The following is a 19278-nucleotide window of genomic DNA, read 5'->3' as shown; positions in this document are numbered from 1 at the left end:
ATTGCTAATAATATGTTGTTAAGCAACACGGGCAGCCAGTATTTTTAGGCGGCCCGGGGCAATTGTATCACATCTGGCGCTGCTTTGTCCATATTTGGAAGATGGCGTACAGCGGCGCTTTTTGTATGCTCATTCACACAAATCAGAAGGAGGAAAAGACATGGTTCTGGAAAAGGTAAAAGCGATTCTGAGCGAGCAGTTCGATGTGGAGGAGGATTCGATCACCGTCGATACGAGCATCGCTGACGATCTGGGCGCTGATTCCTTGGACGTTGTCGATTTGCTGATGTCTATTGAAGACGAGTTTGAAATCGAAGTTCCCGATGAAGAAATTGACAACATTAAGACGGTTGGGGAGCTCGTCAAGTACATCGAAGACCACGTTAACCCGTAACCCGCTCCTGACTGGAAATCCGCCGTGCATGCACGGCGGATTTTTTACTTGAAAAGCAAGGGGCCTTCTTATATAATGAAAGTTACGATAGAATTCCTGATATAAAAGAAAGTACCGGACTTACTTGAGGTGATGGATATGGGGCAAATGGACGCGCTGGCTCTGGCGGGACAGTGCTTTTTAGGTATTCTCGCTTTTATGGCTCTGATCGGGTTGGTGTTGGTACTGGTCAATTTCGTTGGGCGTAGACGCGGCAACAGGGCGGACGCTCCGCGCACCCACAATGCCGCAGACGACGGCAAACTTATAGAACAATCGACCACAAAGGATAAAGGGGAGTAAACAATGGCGGATCAAAAGAAGATGGTGGAGGCAATCACTCCTATGGAGGAGGATTTTGCCAAATGGTACACCGACATCGTGAAAAAGGCTGAACTGATGGACTATACCAGTGTGCGCGGCTGCATGGTGATCGAGCCGTATGGCTTTGCGCTTTGGGAGAATATCCGCGACAATCTTGACGCGCGGTTTAAAGAGCTGGGGCACGAGAATGTCTCCATGCCGATGTTCATTCCGGAAAGCTTGCTTCAAAAGGAAAAGGACCATGTAGAGGGGTTTGCGCCGGAAGTGGCTTGGGTGACAATGGGCGGCAATGAGCAGTTGGAAGAGCGCCTGTGCGTGCGTCCGACCTCAGAGACGTTGTTCTGCGATCACTATGCGCGTGTCATTCATTCTTGGCGCGACCTGCCGAAGCTGTATAACCAGTGGTGCAGCGTGGTGCGTTGGGAAAAGACAACCCGCCCGTTCCTGCGCAGTGTGGAGTTCCATTGGCAAGAGGGCCACACCATGCATGAGACGGCAGAGGAGGCAAAAGCGGAAACAGAGCAGATGCTCAAGGTGTACGCGGACTTCTGCGAGCAGGATCTGGCCATCCCGGTCATCAAGGGCAAGAAGACAGATAAGGAGAAATTTGCCGGCGCAGAGGCGACTTATACCATCGAGGCGATGATGCATGACGGCAAGGCTCTGCAAAGCGGCACAAGCCACTACTTTGGCGATGGATTTGCGCGCGCGTTCGATGTAACCTTTACTGGGCGCGATAATTCGATCCAATACCCGCACCAGACCTCCTGGGGGATGAGCACCCGCATCATCGGAGGAATCATTATGACTCATGGCGACAACAATGGTTTGGTGCTTCCACCCGCTGTGGCGCCGATTCAGGTGATGATTATCCCGATTGCCCAGCACAAAGAGGGCGTCCTGGATAAGGCTGGAGAGCTGCTTGCTCGTTTGAAGAAAACTTTCCGCGTGCGGATGGACGACTCTGAACAGTCCCCGGGCTGGAAATTTGCACAGTATGAAATGAAGGGGGTCCCGCTTCGTCTGGAGATTGGACCCAAGGACATCGAAAAGAATCAGTGTGTTTTGGTGCGCCGTACGGACCGGGAAAAGGTCTTTGTGCCGCTGGAGCAACTGGAAACGGCGATTGCAGAACAGTTGGAGATGGTTCGTAAGACGATGTACGAGACGGCACTGGCGCGCCGCGAGTCCATGACCTACACAGCGGCCACGCTGGATGAGCTCAAAGAGATCGCAGAGAACAAGCCGGGCTTCATCAAAGCAATGTGGTGCGGCGACCTGGCGTGTGAGGAGAAGCTCAAGGAAGTGGCTGGCGTCTCCTCGCGTTGTATGCCGTTTGAGCAGGAACATCTATCGGATACCTGTGTGTGCTGCGGCAAACCTGCAAAGACCATGGTCTACTGGGGCAAAGCATATTGATGCCGGTTTAGCAAGAAACCGCTTCGACTGTGTGGGGAAGGAAGTTGACGGATATGCGCAAAGCTTCTAAAGTGGTAACAGGGACAAAATACAAATCCAAAATGGATCGTTCCTTTTATATGAAGGCGTTGGCTGTGTTCCTTTTGGGGATTGTGTTTTTGGCGGTTTATTTTATCTTCCATAATATCCTGGTCGGCTTTTTAGGGACTTGGATGTTTGTGGCGCTTCTCTTGATTTTTTTGCCGGAGTACAAAAGTACCTATTATATTGTGGGGGACACTGGCTTACTTATTAAAAACGGTCTGTTTGATAAAGTGACCATCCTCTACCGCCAGATGATGGAGGTAACGGAGGAAAAGGGCGAGGCGCGCCATGGATCTTCCAGAGTTGCTTTGAGCAAAGACCGGATTTACATTCGTTACCGCATAAAAAGTAAAGAATACTGGCTGGAGATTTCACCGGAGAACAAGGAACAATTTCTGGAGGAGATCCAGGAGAAGCGCATCGCGATGCCGAATCGCAAGCATTTGGCAGAAGAAGCAGAAAGAAAAGAGACGTTGGAAGAATCTGTTGGTCAGGAAGAGATCGAATAAGGAACAATGTAGGAACATGCTTGGATAGGTTCCTTACATGTACCTGATATGGGATGGATGGGGCTGCGGAATCGCTTTCCGCTGCCCCATCTTCGTTAAGATCATTCAATCGAGCCGATTGCAGGATGTTGCCCGAAGAAGCGAGCGAAAAGGGATATGGAATTCTTAGAGGGGGGTAAAACCCTTCAAGCGAGGCTTTCATCACTGCTGCTCAATGAAGGTAAGACGTAAGGGGATCATGCGATGAAAAAAGGTTGGCTTGTTCTGGCGACGCTCTTTGGGATTGTGGGGACCGTGGGCGTGGTTTGCCAGAAACTGCACGAACTTCCCCACATTCGAAGTAAGGAAGGCCATTTGGTCACAGTCATCAGCGGTATGGATGGCCCGACGGCTGTGTTTGTGGCAGGGCATTCCCGTTCATCCCTTTGGAGAACGGTCTGGGTACATGGCTGTAGGGTGCTTTCTAAAATAGCACAGTTCCGCGTTCGCCAGTTCCGCAGAAAGAGGCGTTAAAGGGGGTTCTCTCTGAATTTTCAGCTTCTTCTGGGAGGAGAAGTCCCCTTTTGGGTGTTATAGGAAGAATTAGGCGAAATAGCCAAAATATTGCAAGAAAATTCTTGCAAAAAAGAGAAGATAGGACTTGCTATTTGGTGACCTATATGGTATTATAATCTAGCATGACTGCGACAGATATGCGTTGAAGCGGGAGGTTGCGGCTGAAAGATGCCGGTTTTTCCGTGGAGTATGTCCGATTTTAAACCGGGCGACAGATATTTTGAGCATGCGAAGGGATTGGGTTGCAATGCGCCCTTCTGCGCTCAGACGTTTTTGCCTACACCCGGATACATCTTGCAAAAGATGATCCGGTTTTTCAATGCCGGTTGAAGAAACACCCGGCGCCGTGTTAGGATTTAAAACGCCGCCCGCCAACTACAATAAGGAGGCGATTCAAGTGGCAGTCAAGGAAAAGATCAGGATCAGAATCAAGGGGTACGACCATCAGCTGGTTGACCAGTCCGCAGAAAAGATTGTGCAGACGGCGAAACGCACGGGCGCAAGAGTTTCCGGGCCGGTGCCGCTGCCGACCGAGAAGCAGATCATCACGATTCTGCGCGCTGTTCATAAGTATAAGGACAGCCGTGAGCAGTTTGAAATGCGCACCCACAAGAGATTGATCGACATTCTCAGACCTTCCAATAAGACCGTTGAGGCTTTGATGGGTCTGGAACTCCCCGCAGGCGTTGAAATCGAGATTAAACTCTGATTTTAACCTACCAGCGGTCGAGGTCAAGTTGGCGAGAGCCAACCAATAACCTGTACAGGAGGTAAAATAATGCAAAAAGGTATTATCGGCAAGAAGATCGGTATGACACAGATCTTCGACGAACACGGGAAAGTAGTCCCGGTAACCGTCATCGAGGCGGGTCCCTGCGTGATTTCGCAGAAGAAAACCGTTGAAAACGACGGCTACGCAGCAGTCCAGATGGGCTATGGCGACATGAAGGCCCACAAGGTCAACAAGCCGATGCAGGGCCATTTCGCAAAGGGCGATGTCGCTCCGAAGAAGGTTCTGCGCGAGTTCCGTCTGGAAAACACGGATGCCTACAATGTGGGCGACCTCGTCAAAGTCGACGTCTTTGCGGCTGGCGACAAGGTGGATGTGTGCGGCACCAGCAAAGGTAAGGGCTATGCTGGCGGCATTAAGCGCTGGAATTTGCACCGGCTCAAGGAAACCCACGGTTCCGGCCCGGTTGCCCGCCATGCTGGTTCCAACGGCGCATGTTCCGATCCGTCCAGAGTGTTCAAGGGCAAGCATCTGCCCGGCCACCTCGGCGCGGAGAAGGTCACCGTCCAGAACTTGACGGTCGTTAAGGTGGACGTCGAAAACAACCTCATCGCCGTCAAAGGCGCAGTTCCGGGTCCAAACGGCGGCACCGTCGTGATCCGTGACAGCGTGAAGGCGTAAGGGAAGGAGGATTTGGTATGCCTACAGTAGCAGTACTCGATATGGCTGGCAAGGAGATCGAAAAGATCGACCTGTCCGAGTCCGTATTTGGAATTGAGCCCAATGTGAGCGTGATGCACGACGTGGTAAAGAATTACCTCGCCAACCAGCGTCAGGGCACACAGTCCGCGCTGACCCGCGCTGAAGTTTCCGGTGGTGGCAAAAAGCCGTGGAGACAGAAGGGCACCGGCCATGCCAGACAGGGTTCCACCCGCGCGCCCCAGTGGACGCACGGCGGCATCGTGTTTGCGCCAAAGCCGCGCAGCTATCGTTATACTTTAAATAAAAAGGTACGCCGTCTTGCAATGAAGTCTGCACTTTCCAGCAAAGTTGCCAGCAGCAATATGATCGTGCTGGATCAGATCACATTGGACGAATACAAGACCAAGACCATTGCTAACATGCTTAAGGCAATCGGCTCCGAAAAGAAGACGCTGATCGTTCTGCCCGAGCTCAACAGCAAGGTGGTTGCTTCCGCAGCAAACATCCCGGGCGTGAAGACCGCAATGGTGAACACCTTGAACGTCTACGACATCCTCAACGCCGACAAGTTTGTCGTTGTAAAGGACGCCGTCTCTCAGATTGAGGAGGTGTATGCATAATGGCAGCACAGGACATCGTGATCCGCCCCATTATCACGGAAAGAAGCATGGCCGGTATCGGCATGAAAAAGTACACCTTTGAAGTCGCAAAGAGTGCGACAAAGGTCGACATCAAAAGAGCGGTTGAAGAGCTCTTTGGCGTAAAGGTCAGTAAGGTCAACACCCTGCATGTGCGCGGACATCTCCGCCGCCAGGGCAGAACCGAGGGCTACACTCCTTCTTGGAAGAAGGCTGTCGTTACCCTGACCGAGGACAGCAAGTCCATTGAATTCTTTGAAGGTATGATGTAAGAAAGCCGGATGCGCTTATAGAGCGTACCCAGTGCTTTCGGCAAGGTATGGGGCGTTGGCAACGTCCCGCAAAGCCATCATGAGGAGTGTGAAACCGAAATGCCTATTACTAATTATAAACCGACAACCAATGCCAGAAGGAATATGTCCGTAACAGACTACACGGGCCTTTCCAAGGTTGCACCGGAAAAGAGCCTTTTGGCTTCCAAAAAGAATCGTTCCGGCCGCAACAGCTATGGCAGAATTACCGTCCGTCATCGCGGCGGCGGCAATCGCAAGAAGTATCGTATCATCGACTTCAAGCGCCAGAAGGCGGATATGCCGGCAACCGTGCTCACATTGGAGTACGATCCGAACCGCTCCGCGTTTATCGCGCTTGTTCAGTATGAGGATGGCGAGAAGCGGTATATCATTGCGCCGCACGGCCTGAAGGTCGGCGACGTGGTCGTTTCCGGTGCGTCTGCGGACATCAAGCCGGGCAACGCGCTTCCGCTGGCAAATATCCCGACCGGTACCTTTGTCCACAACGTCGAGCTGTATCCCGGCAAGGGCGCACAGCTGGCGCGTGCAGCTGGCAACATGGCACAGCTGATGGCAAAGGAGAACGGCATGGCTCTTTTGAGACTGCCGTCCGGCGAGCTCCGCAACGTTTCTGCAACCTGCATGGCTACGGTTGGCCAGGTCAGCAACATCGACCATGAAAATGTGAAGATCGGTAAAGCAGGCCGCAAGCGTCACATGGGTTGGAGACCGACTGTCCGCGGTTCTGTTATGAACCCGAACGACCACCCGCACGGCGGCGGCGAAGGCAAATCGCCGATTGGACATCCGGGCCCGATGACCCCGTGGGGCAAGCCGGCGCTCGGCTATAAGACGCGCGCCCACCACAACCGTTCCGATAAGTTCATTGTGAAACGCAGAAACGGCAAATAAGGCGTACGGAAAGGAGCTTGTAATTTATGAGCAGAAGCATTAAAAAGGGTCCTTTTGTACAGCCTGTGCTGCTGAAAAGGATTCAGGAAATGAATGCGGCCGGCGAAAAGAAAATCGTGAAGACCTGGAGCAGAGCTTCCGTTATCTTCCCGGATTTCGTAGGCCACACCATCGCGGTCCACGACGGCCGCAAGCATGTTCCGGTATATGTCACAGAGGACATGGTTGGCCACAAACTCGGCGAGTTTGCCCCGACCAGAACCTTTAAGGGCCATGCCGGTTCCAAAACAACTGGTAAATAAGGGCCGAAAGGAGTATAGACAATGGAAGCAGAAGCAAGGGCTTATCTGAAATACGCCCGTATTTCTCCCCGTAAAGTGTCCATCGTACTGGACCTGATTCGCAACAAGCCGGTGGACGTTGCAATGGCTATCCTCAAGAATACCCCCAAGGCCGCTTGTGAATATCTTGAAAAGCTGTTGAAGTCGGCCATGGCGAACGCTGAGAATAACCACAACATGGATGTATCCAGACTGTACGTAGCAGAGTGCTTCGTATGTCCGGGCCCGATCCTCAAGCGCATCCGTCCCAGAGCGCAGGGCCGCGCGTATAGAATCGAGAAGAGAACTTCGCACGTCACCCTCGTGCTCAAGGAAAAAGAATAAGCAGATGAGGAGGTAAACTATGGGCCAGAAAGTAAATCCACATGGGTTCCGTGTGGGCGTAATTAAAGATTGGGATTCCCGCTGGTTCGCGAAGGACAATGTTTTCGGCGATACGCTCGTTGAAGATTACAACCTGCGCAGAACTTTGAAGAAGCAGCTGGCGGCTGCCGGCGTTCCCAAGATTGAAATCGAGCGTGATGCCTCCAAGGTGCGCGTTCATATCCACTGTGCAAAACCCGGCATGGTCATCGGCAAGGGTGGCGCAGAGATTGAGAAGCTCCGCCTCCAGTGCGAAAAGATGCTCGGCAAGCCGGTTGCCATCAATATTGTTGAAGTGAAGTCCCCGGACCTCAACGCGCAGCTGATCGCAGAGAACATTGCACAGCAGCTGGAAAAGAGAATTTCTTTCCGCCGCGCGATGAAGCAGTGCATCGGCCGTGCAATGAAGCTCGGTGCAAAGGGTATCAAGACCCAGGTTTCCGGCCGTTTGGGCGGTGCTGAAATCGCCAGAACGGAACAGTATCACGACGGAACGATTCCGCTGCAGACCATCCGCGCGGACATCGATTATGGCTTTGCAGAAGCCGCCACCACCTATGGCCGCATCGGCATTAAGGTGTGGCTCTATAAGGGCGAGGTTCTCAACGATAACCGCAAGCCCCGCAGGGAAGGAGGCAGTAAATAATGCTGTTGCCTAAGCGTGTAAAATACCGCAGAGTGCATCGTGGCCGTCTGACCGGCAAGGCATATCGCGGCAATACAGTGACCTACGGCGATTTCGGCCTCCAGGCCATGGAGCCGGCATGGATCACCTCGAACCAGATCGAAGCAGCTCGTGTTGCCATGACACGTTACTGCAAGAGATTCGGTAAAGTTTGGATCAAAATTTTCCCGGATAAGCCGATTACTGAGAAGCCGGCTGAGACCCGAATGGGTTCCGGTAAAGGTTCCCCGGAATACTGGGTAGCCGTTGTTAAGCCAGGCAGAGTGATGTTCGAAATCGGCGGTGTCTCCGAAGAGACCGCTAGAGAAGCATTGCGTCTTGCATCCAACAAGCTGCCGATTAAGTGCAAGTTTGTCAAAAAGGAAGGAACGGGTGGTGAGCAGTAATGAAGGCCTCAGAAGTCAGAGATTTAACAACTGCAGAACTGGAAAGTAAGCTGAAAGACCTCAAGGCCGAGCTTTTCAACCTGCGCTTCCAGCTTGCTATTAATCAGCTCGATAACCCGATGCGCATCTCCGCTGTAAAGAAGGACATCGCGCGCGTAAAGACGGTTCTGCGCGAGAACGAGATCAAGGACAGCGCGAAGGCGTAACGGAAGGGAGGATTAACTGTGAGCGATCGTAATTTGAGAAAAACAGAGGTTGGCAGAGTTGTCAGCAACAAGATGGATAAGACCGTCGTCGTTGCCATTGAGGACAGCGTGAAGCATCCGCTGTATAAGAAAGTTATCAAACGTACCGTTAAGCTGAAGGCACATGATGAGAACAACGAATGCTCCATCGGTGACCGCGTGCGTGTGATGGAGACCCGTCCGCTCAGCAAAGAGAAGAGATGGCGTCTCGTCGAGATTATTGAGAAGGCCAAATAAGTTCGTTTGGCTTAAGCAAAGGAGGAACGCACTGTGATACAACAGCAGACCTACCTGAAAGTGGCCGACAACACCGGCGCGAAGGAGCTTATGTGCATCCGCGTTCTCGGCGGTACCGGCAGAAGGTATGCAAATATTGGCGACGTGGTAGTTGCTTCTGTGAAAAAAGCAACCCCCGGCGGCCAGGTGAAGAAGGGCGACGTTGTGAAGGCGGTTGTAGTCCGCACCGCTTCCGGCGTACGCCGCGACGATGGCACGTACATTCGCTTTGACGAGAATGCGGCAGTCATCATCAAAGAAGATAAGAATCCGAGGGGGACGCGTATCTTTGGGCCTGTGGCAAGAGAGCTGCGCGATAAGGATTATATGAAGATCCTGAGCCTTGCCCCCGAAGTGCTGTAATGGGAGGTGCTCACTGATGAATAACAAAGTTCATGTAAAAACGGGTGACACCGTCATCGTTATCAGCGGCAGGGACCGCGGCAAGAAGGGCAAGGTCATGGCCGTGAGCCCGAAGGAAGGCAAAGTCATCGTTGAGGGCCGCAACATGGTCAGCAAGCATGTCAAGGCTCGCAAGATGGGCGACCAGGCCGGCATTGTCCAGGCTGAGAGCGCTATCTATGCCTGCAAGGTCCAGATTGTCTGCCCGCGCTGCGGCAAACCGACGCGTGTCGCACATAAAGTTTATGAAGACGGCACCAAGGAACGCATTTGTGCAAAATGCGGCGAGTCGCTGTAAGGGAGGATAAAACATGGCCAGACTTAAGGATTACTATAAAAAAGATGTCGCTCCGGCGCTGATGAAGAAGTTTTCCTACAAAAGCGTGATGCAGATTCCAAAGCTCGACAAGGTCGTCATCAATGTTGGCGCTGGCGAGGCGAAGGATAACGCAAAAGTGATCGACGCCATTATGGTGGACCTCGCTGCCATCACCGGCCAGAAGCCGATGATCTGCAAAGCGAAGAAGTCGGTTGCAAACTTCAAGCTCCGTGAGGGCATGAACATTGGCGTGAAGGTAACGCTCAGAGGAGACCGTATGTATGAGTTCATCGACCGTCTCTTCAATGTAGCGCTTCCGCGCGTCAGAGACTTTAGAGGTATCAACCCGAACTCTTTTGATGGCCGCGGCAATTACAATTTGGGCATCAAAGAACAGTTGATCTTCCCGGAGATCGACTATGATAAGATCGATAAGGTCCGCGGAATGGACATCTGTTTCGTGACTACCGCAAACACCGACGAGGAATCCAGAGAGCTTTTGTCCCTCATGGGCGCCCCGTTTGCGAAATAAGGAGGGATTATTGTGGCCAAGACTTCTATGAAAATCAAACAGCGTAGACCGGCGAAGTATTCTTCCCGTGCGTATAACAGATGCAAAATCTGTGGCAGGCCGCATGCCTATCTTCGCAAGTTCGGAATTTGCCGTATCTGCTTCCGCGAACTCGCCTATAAGGGTGAGATTCCGGGCGTGAAAAAGGCCAGCTGGTAAAGCTTAGCAAAGGAGGTAACGGTATGCAAATTACAGATACAATTGCTGATTTGCTCACCCGTATTCGCAATGCGGTTTCCGCAAAGCATGATTCCGTCGACATCCCTGCTTCCAACATGAAGAAGGCCATTGTGCAGATTCTGGTGGATGAGGGCTATGTGAAGAATTTTACGGTCGTTGAGGACGGCAAACAGGGCATCATCAAAGTGAACTTGAAGTATGGCGAGGGCAAGACCCCGGTTATCAAGGGGCTGCGCCGGGTATCCAAGCCGGGCCTTCGCATTTATTCCAGCGCTGAGGAACTGCCGAAGGTCATGAAGGGCCTGGGCGTCGCCATCATCTCCACGTCCAAGGGCGTCATGACGGACCGTCAGGCGCGTAAGGAAAATGTTGGCGGAGAGGTCCTCGCATTTATTTGGTAAATAAGGGGGTGCAGAAATGTCTCGAATTGGAAGAAAACCCATAAATATTCCCGCTGGCGTCAATGTGAAAGTTGATGGCAACGTTATCACGGTCAAGGGCCCGAAGGCAACCCTCACCCAGCAGTTCCACCCGAATATGACGGTGGCTGTCGAGGGTAGCGAAATCCTCGTGACCCGTCCGAATGACGAAAAAGAGAACCGCTCTCTGCACGGCCTGACCCGTACGCTCATCCACAACATGGTGATCGGCGTAACGGAGGGCTTTAAGAAAGAGCTGGACGTCAACGGCGTCGGCTACCGTGTGCAGAAGCAGGGCAAGAACCTCGTAATGAACCTGGGCTATTCCCATCAGGTGATTGTTCCCGAAATCGACGGCATCACAATCGAGTGCCCGTCCGCGAACAAGATCGTGATCCTCGGCTCGGACAAACAGAAGGTCGGCCAGTTTGCAGCGGAAGTCCGCGAGAAGCGTCCGCCAGAGCCGTACAAGGGCAAGGGTATCCGCTATACTGGCGAATTTGTCCGTCATAAGGAAGGCAAGGCCGGTAAGGGCGCCAAGAAGTAAGGAGTGAATGACAAATGGTGAATAAGGCTGATACAAACAAAGCCAGATTGAACCGCCACAAGAGAGTGCGCGGCAAGATTTCCGGCACCGCAGAGTGCCCGCGCCTGAATGTATTTCGCTCTACCAAAAACATCTACGCCCAGATCATCGACGATGTAAAAGGAGTTACCCTCGTGGCAGCTTCTTCCCTGGACAAGGAGTTCAATGGTAACGGCGGAAACAAGGAAGCCGCACGCAAGGTTGGCGAGCTGATCGCTAAACGCGCCGCTGAAAAGGGCATTTCCCAGGTCGTATTTGACCGCGGCGGTTATATTTTCCACGGCCGCGTCAAAGAGCTGGCCGAAGGCGCCCGCGAGGGCGGCCTCAAGTTCTAAGAAGGAGGGATACTTTTGGCTAGATTTGACGCACCCAGACAGCAGTCTCAGGATGAGATGCAAGAGCATGTAGTCGCAATCAACCGTGTAAGTAAGACCGTCAAGGGCGGCCGTATCTTCAAGTTTGCTGCGCTCGTCGTGGTAGGCGATGGAAAAGGCACCGTTGGTTTCGGCATTGGTAAAGCAGGCGAAGTTCCCGAGGCGATCCGCAAGGGCATTGAGGACGCCAAGAAGAACCTGATTAAGGTCGCAATGCGCGGCGGTACGATCCCGCATGAGATCATCGGCGAGTACGGCGCAGGCAGAGTTTTGATGAAGCCTGCAGCACCTGGTACCGGCGTAATCGCTGGCGGCCCGGTTCGTGCGGTTGTCGAGGCTGTGGGTATCAAAGATATCCGTACCAAGGCACTGCGTTCCAACAACCCGTGCAATGTAGTCCGCGCAACCTTGGCCGGTATGGCTCAGCTGCGCACAGCCGACGAAGTTGCCGCGATCCGCGGTAAGTCGGTGCAGGACATTCTTTAAGGAGGGGGTAGCAAGATGGCACAGGTAAAGGTGAAGCTGGTAAGAAGCCTTATCGGCAGCAAGAAAGACCAGATTGCAACCGCCCAGGCGCTTGGTCTTCGCAAAATTGGTGACGAGTCCGTTCAGCCGGACAACGACCAGACCAAAGGTAAGGTGGCCAAGATCATCCACCTCGTCGAGGTAGTCGAAGCGTAAGCTAAGCAAGCAAGGAGGTGCGAGTAAAATGAATTTGCATGATCTAACTGCGACGCCGGGTTCCACCAAGGAATCCAAGCGGATCGGCAGAGGCCACGGCTCCGGACAGGGCAAGACCGCGGGCAAAGGCCATAAAGGCCAGAAGGCCAGAGCAGGACACGGCATGCGTCCGGGCTTTGAAGGTGGCCAGATGCCTCTGCAGAGACGTATTCCGAAAAGAGGATTCAATAATATTTTTGCCAAAACCATCGTGGCGATCAATGTAAGCGCGCTGGAGAAATTCGAGACGGGCGCGGTTGTTGACGCGCAGGCGCTCAAGGACGCAGGAATCGTCAAGAAGACCTGCGACGGCGTGAAAATTCTCGGCAATGGCGCACTCACAAAGAAGTTAACCGTTAAGGTCACTGCCTATTCCGAAGCTGCAAAGCAGAAGATTGAGGCCGCTGGTGGGAAGGCAGAGGTGATCTGAGTTGTTTAAAACAATTAAGAATGCCTGGGGTATTCCGGATCTGCGTAAAAAGATTCTTTTCACCCTGCTGATTATTGTGGTGTTCCGTTTTGGCGCCACGATCCCAGTTCCGTTCCTGGATGTCAATGCTCTGAAGGGCTTGATGGGTACGGTCAACGAAACTGGCAATGCACTCAGTTATTTGGATATGTTGTCCGGTGGTGCTTTTGCAAATGCGACCATGTTTGCAATGGGTATCACTCCATACATCAACAGTTCCATCATCATGCAGCTGTTGACGGTTGCCATTCCTCCTTTGGAGCGTATGGCGAAGGAAGGCGAAGAGGGTCGCAAGAGAATTGCGACAATCACGCGTTATGTCACAGTTGCTTTGGGCTTGATTCAGGGTACTGCCTATTACTTTTATTTGCGCAACAGTACGTATCAGGGCGCTCCGATCGCTCTGTATACCTCCGGTTGGGAACAGGTGTTCGCTGCAATCGTCATTATCCTAGCATTTACTGCTGGCACGGCGATGATGATGTGGATGGGCGAGCAGATCAACCAGAAGGGTATTGGAAATGGTATTTCCATTCTCTTGTTTGCAGGCATTGTGGCAAGACTGCCGCAGACGATCCGTTTGTTGGGCCAGTATCTCTCTGCTGCAAATCAGGACCCGACAAACTATGGCAAGTATTACTTCCTGGTTCCGCTGTTTGTTGTCCTCTTCCTGGCTGTGATCTGGGTGATTGCGTTTATGAATAATTCGGAACGCCGTATCCCGGTTCAGTATGCAAAGCGCGTTGTTGGCCGCAAGATGTACGGTGGCCAAAGCACACACATTCCGATCAAGGTTGCAATGTCCGGTGTTTTGCCGATCATCTTTGCAAGCTCGATTCTCTCGATTCCGAGTACGATTCAGCTCTTTATGGGTGGGAATGTAACAGGCTTCTGGAAATCTTTCTTTGACGCCTTCTCTTCCACGGGTTGGCTTTATTCCGTACTGTATTTCCTTCTGATTATCATGTTTGCTTACTTCTATGTAACCATTCAGTATAATCCGATTGAGATGGCCAATAATCTTCGTCAGAATAACGGCACGATTCCGGGCATTCGTCCTGGCAAGCCGACTTCTGACTTCATTTCAAAGATTCTTTCTAAGATCACATTGATTGGCGCGTTGTTCCTCGCTGTGATTGCACTTCTTCCGATTCTGTTCGGAGCTGCTACCGGTATGCACAACCTGTCTTTGGGCGGTACTTCCGTCATCATCTTGGTTGGTGTTGCGCTGGATACCATGAAGCAGATGGAATCTCAGATGATGATGCGCCATTATAAAGGCTTCCTTGACTGATAAGGAGGAAATGATATGAATCTGATTCTTCTTGGCGCACCGGGCGCCGGTAAAGGAACCCAGGCAGAGGTCATCTGCCAGCATTTATCCATCCCCGCAATTTCTACGGGGAATATGATCCGCGAAGCGCTGAAGAGCGGCACGGAGATGGGCTTGAAGGCAAAGTCCTTCATGGACGCAGGCAAGCTTGTGCCCGATGAAGTTGTAATCGGCATCGTCAAAGAGCGTTTGGCCCAGGACGATTGCAAGAACGGCTTTGTGTTGGACGGTTTCCCGCGCACCATCCCCCAGGCCGAGGCTCTGGATAAGATGGGCATTGTGATCGACAAGGTCATTGATATTGAAGTTGCCGATGACAAGATTGTGGAGCGCATGTCCGGACGCCGCGTCTGTGAGACTTGCGGTGCTACCTACCACCTGCTGTACAACAAGCCGGAGGAGGAAGGTAAGTGCGGCAAATGCGGAGGCGCCCTCATTCAGCGTAAGGATGACCATCCGGATACAGTGAAAGAACGCCTGCATGTATACCACGAACAGACTGAACCCCTCAAGGATTATTACGAGAAACAGGGGAAGCTCCGTATCGTGGAAGGTCAGGAAGAAGTGGCGGATACCACCAAACTGACGCTGGCGGCATTAGAGGCGTAATCATGATTGTGCTTAAAACCAGCCGCGAGCTCGCGATTATGCGGGAAGCGTGCAGGATCTCTGCAAAAGCACTGAAGCTGGCCGGCGAGGCGGTCGAGCCTGGGGTTTCTACCTGGGAGATCGACCGCATTGTCCGTCGGGTAATCGAGGAAGAGGGCGGAAAGCCCAACTTCCTTGGTTACGGCGGATTCCCGGGCAGCGCATGTGTCTCTGTAAACGACGTGGTGATCCACGGCATACCCCATAAGGAGATTATCCTCAAGGAAGGCGACATTGTCAGCATTGACACCGGCGCCTTTTATGATGGATTTAACGGCGACAACGCTTATACCTTCCCCTGTGGGGATGTGAGTGAAGAAGCCAAGCGCCTTATGGATGTCACACGCGAGAGCCTCTTTGAGGGTATCAAGGCCGCTCAGGCCGGAGCCCGCGTTGGGGATATTGGTAGCGCGGTCCAGCGGTATGTCGAGGCGCGCGGCTACTCGGTGGTACGGGATTTTGTCGGCCACGGAGTAGGTGCGAAGCTGCATGAAGACCCGAGTGTTCCCAATTACGGCACGCCAGGCAGAGGCGTGCGCCTGTTACCAGGCATGACCATCGCGATTGAACCAATGATCAACGCCGGTGTGAAGGAAGTAAAGACGCTGGAGGATGGTTGGACGACTGTCACGGCGGACGGCAAACTTTCTGCACACTTTGAGCACACCATCGCCATCACCCCGGATGGACCGGTGATTATGACTTTGCCGGAATAAAAGGGGGAGACCATGGACTTTGTGAGAGGACTCGTTGTCCGTGCCCTCGCCGGGCGGGACAAAGGCGGCTTCTTTACGGTGCTAGAGGCGAGCGACGATATGGCCGTGATTTGTAACGGCAAACGTCGAAGTCTGGAGCATCCAAAGAGAAAGAAGCAAAAACACCTTCTGATAACCAAGACCATCTTGGAAGAGGGTTCATTGCAAACCAACCGTGAAATTCGCCATGCCCTTCGTCCATTTGAAGGGAAGGGCTGTTTTCCGCAAGAGGAGGCTACAGTATGTCGAAACAGGACGTAATTGAAACCGAGGGTATTGTGACGGAAGCACTCCCAAACGCAATGTTTATGGTAGAGCTTCAAAACCACCACCAGGTGTTGGCCCACATTTCCGGTAAGCTCCGGATGAACTTCATTCGTATTTTGCCGGGCGATAAGGTGACGATCGAACTTTCTCCGTACGATCTGACCCGGGGCCGCATTACGTGGCGTTCGAAATAAAGGGATTTCGCAGAGCTGTAAGAACTGCGGGATTTCAACATGAGACTTCACTAAGGGAGGGCGCACAAATGAAAGTCAGACCTTCTGTCAAAAAGATTTGTGAGAAGTGCAAAATCATTAAGCGCAAGGGAAAAGTCATGGTGATCTGTGACAACCCGAAGCATAAGCAGCGCCAGGGTTGAAAGCTGCGCTTTCAGACACGGCCCGCCTAAGACGGCGGGGACCGCGGGGATGGGGCAATGATGCCCCAAAAACCCGTGTTCCGCTTGGGGGCTTGTCCCCATTAATTTGAAAGACTAATTTGGAGGTGCAACAGTATGGCGCGTATAGCAGGTATTGATCTGCCCAGAGACAAGCGCATCGAAATTGCTCTTACCTATATTTATGGCATTGGCCGCAAGACCGCCACGGATATTTGCAAGGCAACGGGTGTGAACCCCGACATCCGCGTAAGAGATCTGACGGAAGACGACGCATCGAAGTTGAGAGAATACATTGATCACAACTGCCGCGTGGAAGGCGACCTTCGCCGCGACGTTGCGTTCGACATCAAGAGACTGATTGAAATCGGTTGCTATCGCGGTCTCCGTCACCGCAAGGGTCTGCCCGTAAGAGGCCAGCGTTCTAAGACCAACGCACGTACGCGGAAGGGTCCGAGAAAGACCATGGCCAACAAGAAGAAATAAGTAGGGAGGGATTTAAAAGATGGCAGCACAGAAGGGCGCTAAGAGAGGTACCACTGTTCGCAGACGCCGTGAACGCAAAAATATTGACCGTGGAGCTGCTCATATCCAGTCCACCTTTAATAACACGATTGTGACCATCACCGATACCCAGGGTAACGCGATTTCTTGGGCAAGTTCCGGTGAGTTGGGCTTTAGAGGTTCTAGAAAGTCCACCCCCTTTGCCGCACAAACCGCAGCAGAAACCGCAGCAAAAGCAGCGATGGAGCACGGCATGAAGACGGTTGAGGTTTACGTTAAGGGTCCGGGTGCAGGACGTGAGGCTGCGATCCGCGCACTGCAGGGTGCAGGTCTCGAAGTCAGCATGATCAAAGATGTCACCCCGATTCCGCACAATGGATGCCGTCCTCCGAAGAGAAGACGTGTATAGTTTTGTAAAAGGAGGAAACGAGCTATGGCGAAAAATATGCAGCCGATTCTGAAAAGATGCAAGGCACTGGGAATCAGCCCCACCGTTATGGGTGTCAATAAAGAGACAAGACGCAATCCGAAGCCGGGCAGAAGAAAGCAGAGCGAATATGCTGTCCAGCTGAATGAGAAGCAGAAAGCAAAGTTCATTTATGGTGTACTTGAGAAGCAGTTCCGTCATTATTATGAGGAAGCAAGTAAAACCAGAGGTGTTACAGGTGAAACACTGCTTCAGCTCCTTGAAAGAAGACTTGACAATGTTGTTTACCGTCTTGGCTTTGCCAACACTAGAAGAGAAGCTAGACAGATGGTCAACCATGGACATATCACGGTAAATGGCAAGCGTGTGGATATTCCGTCCTATCAGGTTAGCCCGGGTGAAGTCATTTCTATTCGGGAAAAGAGCCGTGGTTCTGAGCATGTGAAGCAGATTCTGGAGAAGAATGCAGCTACGATGATCCCGAAGTGGCTGGAGCTGAACAGAGAGACTCTGCAGGGCAAGGTTGTTGCATTGTCTGAGAGAAGCGACATTGATTTCGATATCAATGAGACTTTGATCGTTGAGTTGTACTCCAAGTAATGCAGTTGCCTAACCACATAAAAACCAGGATGGCAGGCAGAATCATCCGCTTTATGTCAAGGAGGGTCGCTAATGATCGAGATTGAGAAGCCAAAAATTGAAACAGAAATCCTAAGCAATGACGGAACCTACGGTAAATTTGTAGTGGAACCGCTGGAACGCGGCTTTGGTACTACGCTGGGCAACAGCCTGCGGCGGGTACTGCTTTCCTCCCTGCCGGGTGTTGCAGTTACATCGATGAAGATCGACGGTGTTCTGCATGAGTTTTCGACTGTCCCGGGCGTCAAGGAGGATGTCACCGAGATTGTTTTGAACATCAAAGGTTTGACCGCGAAACTCCATTGCGACGGCCCCAAAACAGTGGAGATCTGTGCAGAGGGCCCGTGTGAGGTTACGGCCGACTCTATCAAGTGCGACAGCGAGGTTGAGATCCTGAACCCGGATATGCATATTGCAACACTGGGGGAAGGCGCAAAGCTGTATATGGAACTGACCCTGGACAAAGGCCGCGGATATGTCCCCGCAGAGCGGAATAAGCAGAACATGCCTGCGGGCGTGATCGGCGAACTCCCGGTTGATTCTATCTACACTCCTGTTTATAAAGTGAATTACAACGTAGAACCCACTCGTGTGGGACAGCGCATTGATTTCGATAAGCTCACCTTGGAAGTGTGGACCAATGGGATTATCGGAGCACAAGAAGCAGTTTCTCTGGCCGCAAAAGTTCTGACCGAGCATTTGAATCTCTTTGTCAATTTGTCCGATAAGGGTAGCAGCACAGAGATCATGGTCGAGAAGGACGACAAGGGTAAGGAGAAGGTGTTGGAAATGACGATTGAAGAGCTGGACCTCTCCGTCCGCTCTTTCAATTGCCTCAAGCGCGCTGGAATCAATACAGTGGAGGACCTTATCAACAAATCGGAAGAAGATATGATGAAGGTCCGCAACTTGGGACGCAAGTCCTTGGAGGAGGTCGTTTGGAAGCTGGCCTCCCTCGGCTTTAATCTGCGCAAGGACGACGAATAAGACCTTGCGAACCAAAGGTAAAGGAGTGATATTCGATGCCCGGAACCAGAAAGCTCGGAAGAGCGACCAGCCACAGAACCGCAATGCTGCGTGCGATGGTCACATTCCTTCTTGAGAACGGCAAGATCGAAACCACAGTCACACGTGCTAAGGAGGTCCGCTCCCTGGCAGAAAAGATGATTACGATCGCAAAGACGAACGATCTGCACAGCAAGCGCCTTGTGATGGGATTTGTCACAAAGGAAGCTGTTACAAATAAGCTTTTCACAGAAATTGCGCCGAAGTATGCTGACCGCAATGGCGGGTATACGCGCATTACAAAGCTCGGACCACGCCGCGGCGATGCAGCCGAGATGGCGATCATTGAGCTTATCTAAATTCCATAAGAA

At 52.2% G+C, this 19278-nt stretch carries 37 protein-coding genes; all 37 read left to right on the top strand.

Translation table 11 applies throughout. From position 1 onward, the window contains the following. Positions 1-160: 160 nt before the first annotated feature. The 37 genes from acpP to rplQ all read left to right on the top strand — a co-directional run bounded on the left by acpP (position 161) and on the right by rplQ (position 19266). Positions 161-394 (top strand): acyl carrier protein, encoded by a 234-nt coding sequence (acpP, locus tag B9Y59_RS11515; RefSeq protein ID WP_054324009.1) that lies wholly within the window; start codon positions 161-163, stop codon positions 392-394. Positions 395-532: 138 nt separating this feature from the next. Next, positions 533-736 (top strand): hypothetical protein, encoded by a 204-nt coding sequence (locus tag B9Y59_RS11510; RefSeq protein WP_054324010.1) that lies wholly within the window; start codon positions 533-535, stop codon positions 734-736. 3 nt (positions 737-739) lie between these two features. Further along, entirely contained in the window at positions 740-2176 is a 1437-nt protein-coding gene (gene proS / locus B9Y59_RS11505) for a proline--tRNA ligase (RefSeq protein ID WP_054324011.1), read from the top strand. A 53-nt stretch (positions 2177-2229) separates the two neighbouring features. Next, positions 2230-2769: a PH domain-containing protein gene (locus B9Y59_RS11500; protein WP_085533568.1), complete on the top strand. Its 540-nt coding sequence runs from the start codon at positions 2230-2232 to the stop codon at positions 2767-2769. 243 nt (positions 2770-3012) lie between these two features. Continuing rightward, positions 3013-3282 carry a hypothetical protein gene (locus tag B9Y59_RS11495; protein ID WP_085533566.1) on the top strand — a complete coding sequence of 90 codons (270 nt, stop codon included), beginning with the start codon at positions 3013-3015 and terminating at the stop codon, positions 3280-3282. A gap of 439 nt (positions 3283-3721) precedes the next feature. Beyond that, a complete protein-coding gene (gene rpsJ / locus B9Y59_RS11490) occupies positions 3722-4033 on the top strand; it encodes a 30S ribosomal protein S10 (protein WP_038325938.1) in 312 nt (103 codons plus the stop codon). A gap of 69 nt (positions 4034-4102) precedes the next feature. Beyond that, a complete protein-coding gene (gene rplC, locus B9Y59_RS11485) occupies positions 4103-4735 on the top strand; it encodes a 50S ribosomal protein L3 (protein WP_054324015.1) in 633 nt (210 codons plus the stop codon). Between the two features lie 17 nt (positions 4736-4752). Beyond that, on the top strand, positions 4753-5376 hold the full coding sequence (rplD, locus tag B9Y59_RS11480) for a 50S ribosomal protein L4 (protein WP_054324016.1): 624 nt from the start codon (positions 4753-4755) through the stop codon (positions 5374-5376). Beyond that, complete coding sequence (gene rplW / locus B9Y59_RS11475; RefSeq protein ID WP_054324017.1) at positions 5376-5666, top strand: 50S ribosomal protein L23; 291 nt, start codon at positions 5376-5378, stop codon at positions 5664-5666. Before rplD ends, rplW begins: the two co-directional genes overlap by 1 nt. 99 nt (positions 5667-5765) lie before the next feature. Further along, complete coding sequence (rplB, locus tag B9Y59_RS11470) at positions 5766-6599, top strand: 50S ribosomal protein L2 (RefSeq protein WP_054324018.1); 834 nt, start codon at positions 5766-5768, stop codon at positions 6597-6599. Between the two features lie 26 nt (positions 6600-6625). Then, positions 6626-6901, top strand: coding sequence for a 30S ribosomal protein S19 (gene rpsS, locus B9Y59_RS11465; RefSeq protein WP_054324019.1), 276 nt, complete (start codon positions 6626-6628; stop codon positions 6899-6901). Positions 6902-6922: 21 nt separating this feature from the next. After that, on the top strand, positions 6923-7264 hold the full coding sequence (gene rplV / locus B9Y59_RS11460; RefSeq protein WP_054324020.1) for a 50S ribosomal protein L22: 342 nt from the start codon (positions 6923-6925) through the stop codon (positions 7262-7264). Positions 7265-7283: 19 nt separating this feature from the next. Then, entirely contained in the window at positions 7284-7949 is a 666-nt protein-coding gene (gene rpsC / locus B9Y59_RS11455) for a 30S ribosomal protein S3 (RefSeq protein ID WP_085533564.1), read from the top strand. Further along, complete coding sequence (rplP, locus tag B9Y59_RS11450; protein WP_054324022.1) at positions 7949-8374, top strand: 50S ribosomal protein L16; 426 nt, start codon at positions 7949-7951, stop codon at positions 8372-8374. Before rpsC ends, rplP begins: the two co-directional genes overlap by 1 nt. Further along, complete coding sequence (rpmC, locus tag B9Y59_RS11445; protein WP_054324023.1) at positions 8374-8580, top strand: 50S ribosomal protein L29; 207 nt, start codon at positions 8374-8376, stop codon at positions 8578-8580. Before rplP ends, rpmC begins: the two co-directional genes overlap by 1 nt. Positions 8581-8598: 18 nt before the next feature. After that, on the top strand, positions 8599-8856 hold the full coding sequence (gene rpsQ / locus B9Y59_RS11440) for a 30S ribosomal protein S17 (RefSeq protein ID WP_054324024.1): 258 nt from the start codon (positions 8599-8601) through the stop codon (positions 8854-8856). A 33-nt stretch (positions 8857-8889) separates the two neighbouring features. Beyond that, positions 8890-9258: a 50S ribosomal protein L14 gene (gene rplN, locus B9Y59_RS11435; protein ID WP_054324025.1), complete on the top strand. Its 369-nt coding sequence runs from the start codon at positions 8890-8892 to the stop codon at positions 9256-9258. A 16-nt stretch (positions 9259-9274) separates the two neighbouring features. After that, positions 9275-9595 carry a 50S ribosomal protein L24 gene (gene rplX, locus B9Y59_RS11430; protein ID WP_054324026.1) on the top strand — a complete coding sequence of 107 codons (321 nt, stop codon included), beginning with the start codon at positions 9275-9277 and terminating at the stop codon, positions 9593-9595. Positions 9596-9608: 13 nt separating this feature from the next. Beyond that, the gene (rplE, locus tag B9Y59_RS11425; protein ID WP_054324027.1) at positions 9609-10148 is read left to right on the top strand and encodes a 50S ribosomal protein L5; all 540 of its coding nucleotides are present in this window, start codon (positions 9609-9611) and stop codon (positions 10146-10148) included. 12 nt (positions 10149-10160) lie between these two features. Continuing rightward, the gene (locus B9Y59_RS11420) at positions 10161-10346 is read left to right on the top strand and encodes a type Z 30S ribosomal protein S14 (RefSeq protein WP_054324028.1); all 186 of its coding nucleotides are present in this window, start codon (positions 10161-10163) and stop codon (positions 10344-10346) included. A 23-nt stretch (positions 10347-10369) separates the two neighbouring features. Beyond that, a complete protein-coding gene (rpsH, locus tag B9Y59_RS11415; RefSeq protein WP_054324029.1) occupies positions 10370-10768 on the top strand; it encodes a 30S ribosomal protein S8 in 399 nt (132 codons plus the stop codon). A 16-nt stretch (positions 10769-10784) separates the two neighbouring features. Then, the gene (gene rplF / locus B9Y59_RS11410) at positions 10785-11333 is read left to right on the top strand and encodes a 50S ribosomal protein L6 (RefSeq protein ID WP_054324030.1); all 549 of its coding nucleotides are present in this window, start codon (positions 10785-10787) and stop codon (positions 11331-11333) included. Between the two features lie 14 nt (positions 11334-11347). Then, entirely contained in the window at positions 11348-11707 is a 360-nt protein-coding gene (rplR, locus tag B9Y59_RS11405) for a 50S ribosomal protein L18 (RefSeq protein ID WP_054324031.1), read from the top strand. A 57-nt stretch (positions 11708-11764) separates the two neighbouring features. Beyond that, positions 11765-12232 carry a 30S ribosomal protein S5 gene (rpsE, locus tag B9Y59_RS11400; RefSeq protein WP_143255384.1) on the top strand — a complete coding sequence of 156 codons (468 nt, stop codon included), beginning with the start codon at positions 11765-11767 and terminating at the stop codon, positions 12230-12232. A gap of 15 nt (positions 12233-12247) precedes the next feature. Beyond that, positions 12248-12427 (top strand): 50S ribosomal protein L30, encoded by a 180-nt coding sequence (gene rpmD, locus B9Y59_RS11395; protein WP_054324033.1) that lies wholly within the window; start codon positions 12248-12250, stop codon positions 12425-12427. Between the two features lie 28 nt (positions 12428-12455). Further along, positions 12456-12896 (top strand): 50S ribosomal protein L15, encoded by a 441-nt coding sequence (gene rplO / locus B9Y59_RS11390; protein ID WP_054324034.1) that lies wholly within the window; start codon positions 12456-12458, stop codon positions 12894-12896. 1 nt (position 12897) lies between these two features. Further along, entirely contained in the window at positions 12898-14229 is a 1332-nt protein-coding gene (secY, locus tag B9Y59_RS11385) for a preprotein translocase subunit SecY (protein ID WP_054324035.1), read from the top strand. Between the two features lie 15 nt (positions 14230-14244). After that, positions 14245-14877, top strand: coding sequence for an adenylate kinase (locus B9Y59_RS11380; protein ID WP_054324036.1), 633 nt, complete (start codon positions 14245-14247; stop codon positions 14875-14877). Between the two features lie 2 nt (positions 14878-14879). Continuing rightward, positions 14880-15632, top strand: a complete 753-nt coding sequence (gene map / locus B9Y59_RS11375; protein WP_054324037.1) for a type I methionyl aminopeptidase — start codon at positions 14880-14882, stop codon at positions 15630-15632. Positions 15633-15644: 12 nt separating this feature from the next. After that, positions 15645-15932 (top strand): KOW domain-containing RNA-binding protein, encoded by a 288-nt coding sequence (locus tag B9Y59_RS11370; protein ID WP_242967302.1) that lies wholly within the window; start codon positions 15645-15647, stop codon positions 15930-15932. Further along, positions 15914-16132, top strand: coding sequence for a translation initiation factor IF-1 (gene infA / locus B9Y59_RS11365; RefSeq protein ID WP_054324038.1), 219 nt, complete (start codon positions 15914-15916; stop codon positions 16130-16132). Before B9Y59_RS11370 ends, infA begins: the two co-directional genes overlap by 19 nt. 68 nt (positions 16133-16200) lie before the next feature. After that, positions 16201-16314 carry a 50S ribosomal protein L36 gene (gene rpmJ / locus B9Y59_RS11360; RefSeq protein ID WP_054324039.1) on the top strand — a complete coding sequence of 38 codons (114 nt, stop codon included), beginning with the start codon at positions 16201-16203 and terminating at the stop codon, positions 16312-16314. A 135-nt stretch (positions 16315-16449) separates the two neighbouring features. Further along, a complete protein-coding gene (rpsM, locus tag B9Y59_RS11355; protein ID WP_054324040.1) occupies positions 16450-16818 on the top strand; it encodes a 30S ribosomal protein S13 in 369 nt (122 codons plus the stop codon). Positions 16819-16837: 19 nt separating this feature from the next. Next, complete coding sequence (rpsK, locus tag B9Y59_RS11350) at positions 16838-17245, top strand: 30S ribosomal protein S11 (protein WP_054324041.1); 408 nt, start codon at positions 16838-16840, stop codon at positions 17243-17245. A gap of 24 nt (positions 17246-17269) precedes the next feature. Further along, positions 17270-17863 carry a 30S ribosomal protein S4 gene (rpsD, locus tag B9Y59_RS11345; RefSeq protein ID WP_054324042.1) on the top strand — a complete coding sequence of 198 codons (594 nt, stop codon included), beginning with the start codon at positions 17270-17272 and terminating at the stop codon, positions 17861-17863. Between the two features lie 72 nt (positions 17864-17935). After that, positions 17936-18889 carry a DNA-directed RNA polymerase subunit alpha gene (locus B9Y59_RS11340; RefSeq protein WP_085533561.1) on the top strand — a complete coding sequence of 318 codons (954 nt, stop codon included), beginning with the start codon at positions 17936-17938 and terminating at the stop codon, positions 18887-18889. Between the two features lie 35 nt (positions 18890-18924). Then, complete coding sequence (rplQ, locus tag B9Y59_RS11335) at positions 18925-19266, top strand: 50S ribosomal protein L17 (RefSeq protein WP_054324043.1); 342 nt, start codon at positions 18925-18927, stop codon at positions 19264-19266. Positions 19267-19278 lie beyond the last annotated feature (12 nt).

This window comes from Anaeromassilibacillus sp. Marseille-P3371 (genome assembly GCF_900169665.1).
Classification (GTDB): domain Bacteria; phylum Bacillota; class Clostridia; order Oscillospirales; family Acutalibacteraceae; genus Anaeromassilibacillus.
This window is presented reverse-complemented; position numbering and strand designations above follow the sequence as displayed.

Bases quoted from the DNA above. Each gene is read 5' to 3' on its own strand.
- rplR (WP_054324031.1), top strand. From the start codon at position 11,348: ATGGTGAATAAGGCTGATACAAACAAAGCCAGATTGAACCGCCACAAG.
- rplF (WP_054324030.1), top strand. From the start codon at position 10,785: ATGTCTCGAATTGGAAGAAAACCCATAAATATTCCCGCTGGCGTCAAT.
- rpmD (WP_054324033.1), top strand. From the start codon at position 12,248: ATGGCACAGGTAAAGGTGAAGCTGGTAAGAAGCCTTATCGGCAGCAAG.
- rpsD (WP_054324042.1), top strand. From the start codon at position 17,270: ATGGCGAAAAATATGCAGCCGATTCTGAAAAGATGCAAGGCACTGGGA.
- B9Y59_RS11380 (WP_054324036.1), top strand. From the start codon at position 14,245: ATGAATCTGATTCTTCTTGGCGCACCGGGCGCCGGTAAAGGAACCCAG.
- infA (WP_054324038.1), top strand. From the start codon at position 15,914: ATGTCGAAACAGGACGTAATTGAAACCGAGGGTATTGTGACGGAAGCA.
- rplO (WP_054324034.1), top strand. From the start codon at position 12,456: ATGAATTTGCATGATCTAACTGCGACGCCGGGTTCCACCAAGGAATCC.
- B9Y59_RS11370 (WP_242967302.1), top strand. From the start codon at position 15,645: ATGGACTTTGTGAGAGGACTCGTTGTCCGTGCCCTCGCCGGGCGGGAC.
- acpP (WP_054324009.1), top strand. From the start codon at position 161: ATGGTTCTGGAAAAGGTAAAAGCGATTCTGAGCGAGCAGTTCGATGTG.
- rpmC (WP_054324023.1), top strand. From the start codon at position 8,374: ATGAAGGCCTCAGAAGTCAGAGATTTAACAACTGCAGAACTGGAAAGT.
- rpsS (WP_054324019.1), top strand. From the start codon at position 6,626: ATGAGCAGAAGCATTAAAAAGGGTCCTTTTGTACAGCCTGTGCTGCTG.
- rpsM (WP_054324040.1), top strand. From the start codon at position 16,450: ATGGCGCGTATAGCAGGTATTGATCTGCCCAGAGACAAGCGCATCGAA.
- rplW (WP_054324017.1), top strand. From the start codon at position 5,376: ATGGCAGCACAGGACATCGTGATCCGCCCCATTATCACGGAAAGAAGC.
- rplX (WP_054324026.1), top strand. From the start codon at position 9,275: ATGAATAACAAAGTTCATGTAAAAACGGGTGACACCGTCATCGTTATC.
- rplP (WP_054324022.1), top strand. From the start codon at position 7,949: ATGCTGTTGCCTAAGCGTGTAAAATACCGCAGAGTGCATCGTGGCCGT.
- B9Y59_RS11500 (WP_085533568.1), top strand. From the start codon at position 2,230: ATGCGCAAAGCTTCTAAAGTGGTAACAGGGACAAAATACAAATCCAAA.
- rplB (WP_054324018.1), top strand. From the start codon at position 5,766: ATGCCTATTACTAATTATAAACCGACAACCAATGCCAGAAGGAATATG.
- proS (WP_054324011.1), top strand. From the start codon at position 740: ATGGCGGATCAAAAGAAGATGGTGGAGGCAATCACTCCTATGGAGGAG.
- B9Y59_RS11510 (WP_054324010.1), top strand. From the start codon at position 533: ATGGGGCAAATGGACGCGCTGGCTCTGGCGGGACAGTGCTTTTTAGGT.
- rpsE (WP_143255384.1), top strand. From the start codon at position 11,765: ATGCAAGAGCATGTAGTCGCAATCAACCGTGTAAGTAAGACCGTCAAG.
- rpmJ (WP_054324039.1), top strand. From the start codon at position 16,201: ATGAAAGTCAGACCTTCTGTCAAAAAGATTTGTGAGAAGTGCAAAATC.
- rpsH (WP_054324029.1), top strand. From the start codon at position 10,370: ATGCAAATTACAGATACAATTGCTGATTTGCTCACCCGTATTCGCAAT.
- B9Y59_RS11340 (WP_085533561.1), top strand. From the start codon at position 17,936: ATGATCGAGATTGAGAAGCCAAAAATTGAAACAGAAATCCTAAGCAAT.
- B9Y59_RS11495 (WP_085533566.1), top strand. From the start codon at position 3,013: ATGAAAAAAGGTTGGCTTGTTCTGGCGACGCTCTTTGGGATTGTGGGG.
- rplE (WP_054324027.1), top strand. From the start codon at position 9,609: ATGGCCAGACTTAAGGATTACTATAAAAAAGATGTCGCTCCGGCGCTG.
- rplQ (WP_054324043.1), top strand. From the start codon at position 18,925: ATGCCCGGAACCAGAAAGCTCGGAAGAGCGACCAGCCACAGAACCGCA.
- rpsK (WP_054324041.1), top strand. From the start codon at position 16,838: ATGGCAGCACAGAAGGGCGCTAAGAGAGGTACCACTGTTCGCAGACGC.
- rplC (WP_054324015.1), top strand. From the start codon at position 4,103: ATGCAAAAAGGTATTATCGGCAAGAAGATCGGTATGACACAGATCTTC.
- rplD (WP_054324016.1), top strand. From the start codon at position 4,753: ATGCCTACAGTAGCAGTACTCGATATGGCTGGCAAGGAGATCGAAAAG.
- rplV (WP_054324020.1), top strand. From the start codon at position 6,923: ATGGAAGCAGAAGCAAGGGCTTATCTGAAATACGCCCGTATTTCTCCC.
- rpsC (WP_085533564.1), top strand. From the start codon at position 7,284: ATGGGCCAGAAAGTAAATCCACATGGGTTCCGTGTGGGCGTAATTAAA.
- map (WP_054324037.1), top strand. From the start codon at position 14,880: ATGATTGTGCTTAAAACCAGCCGCGAGCTCGCGATTATGCGGGAAGCG.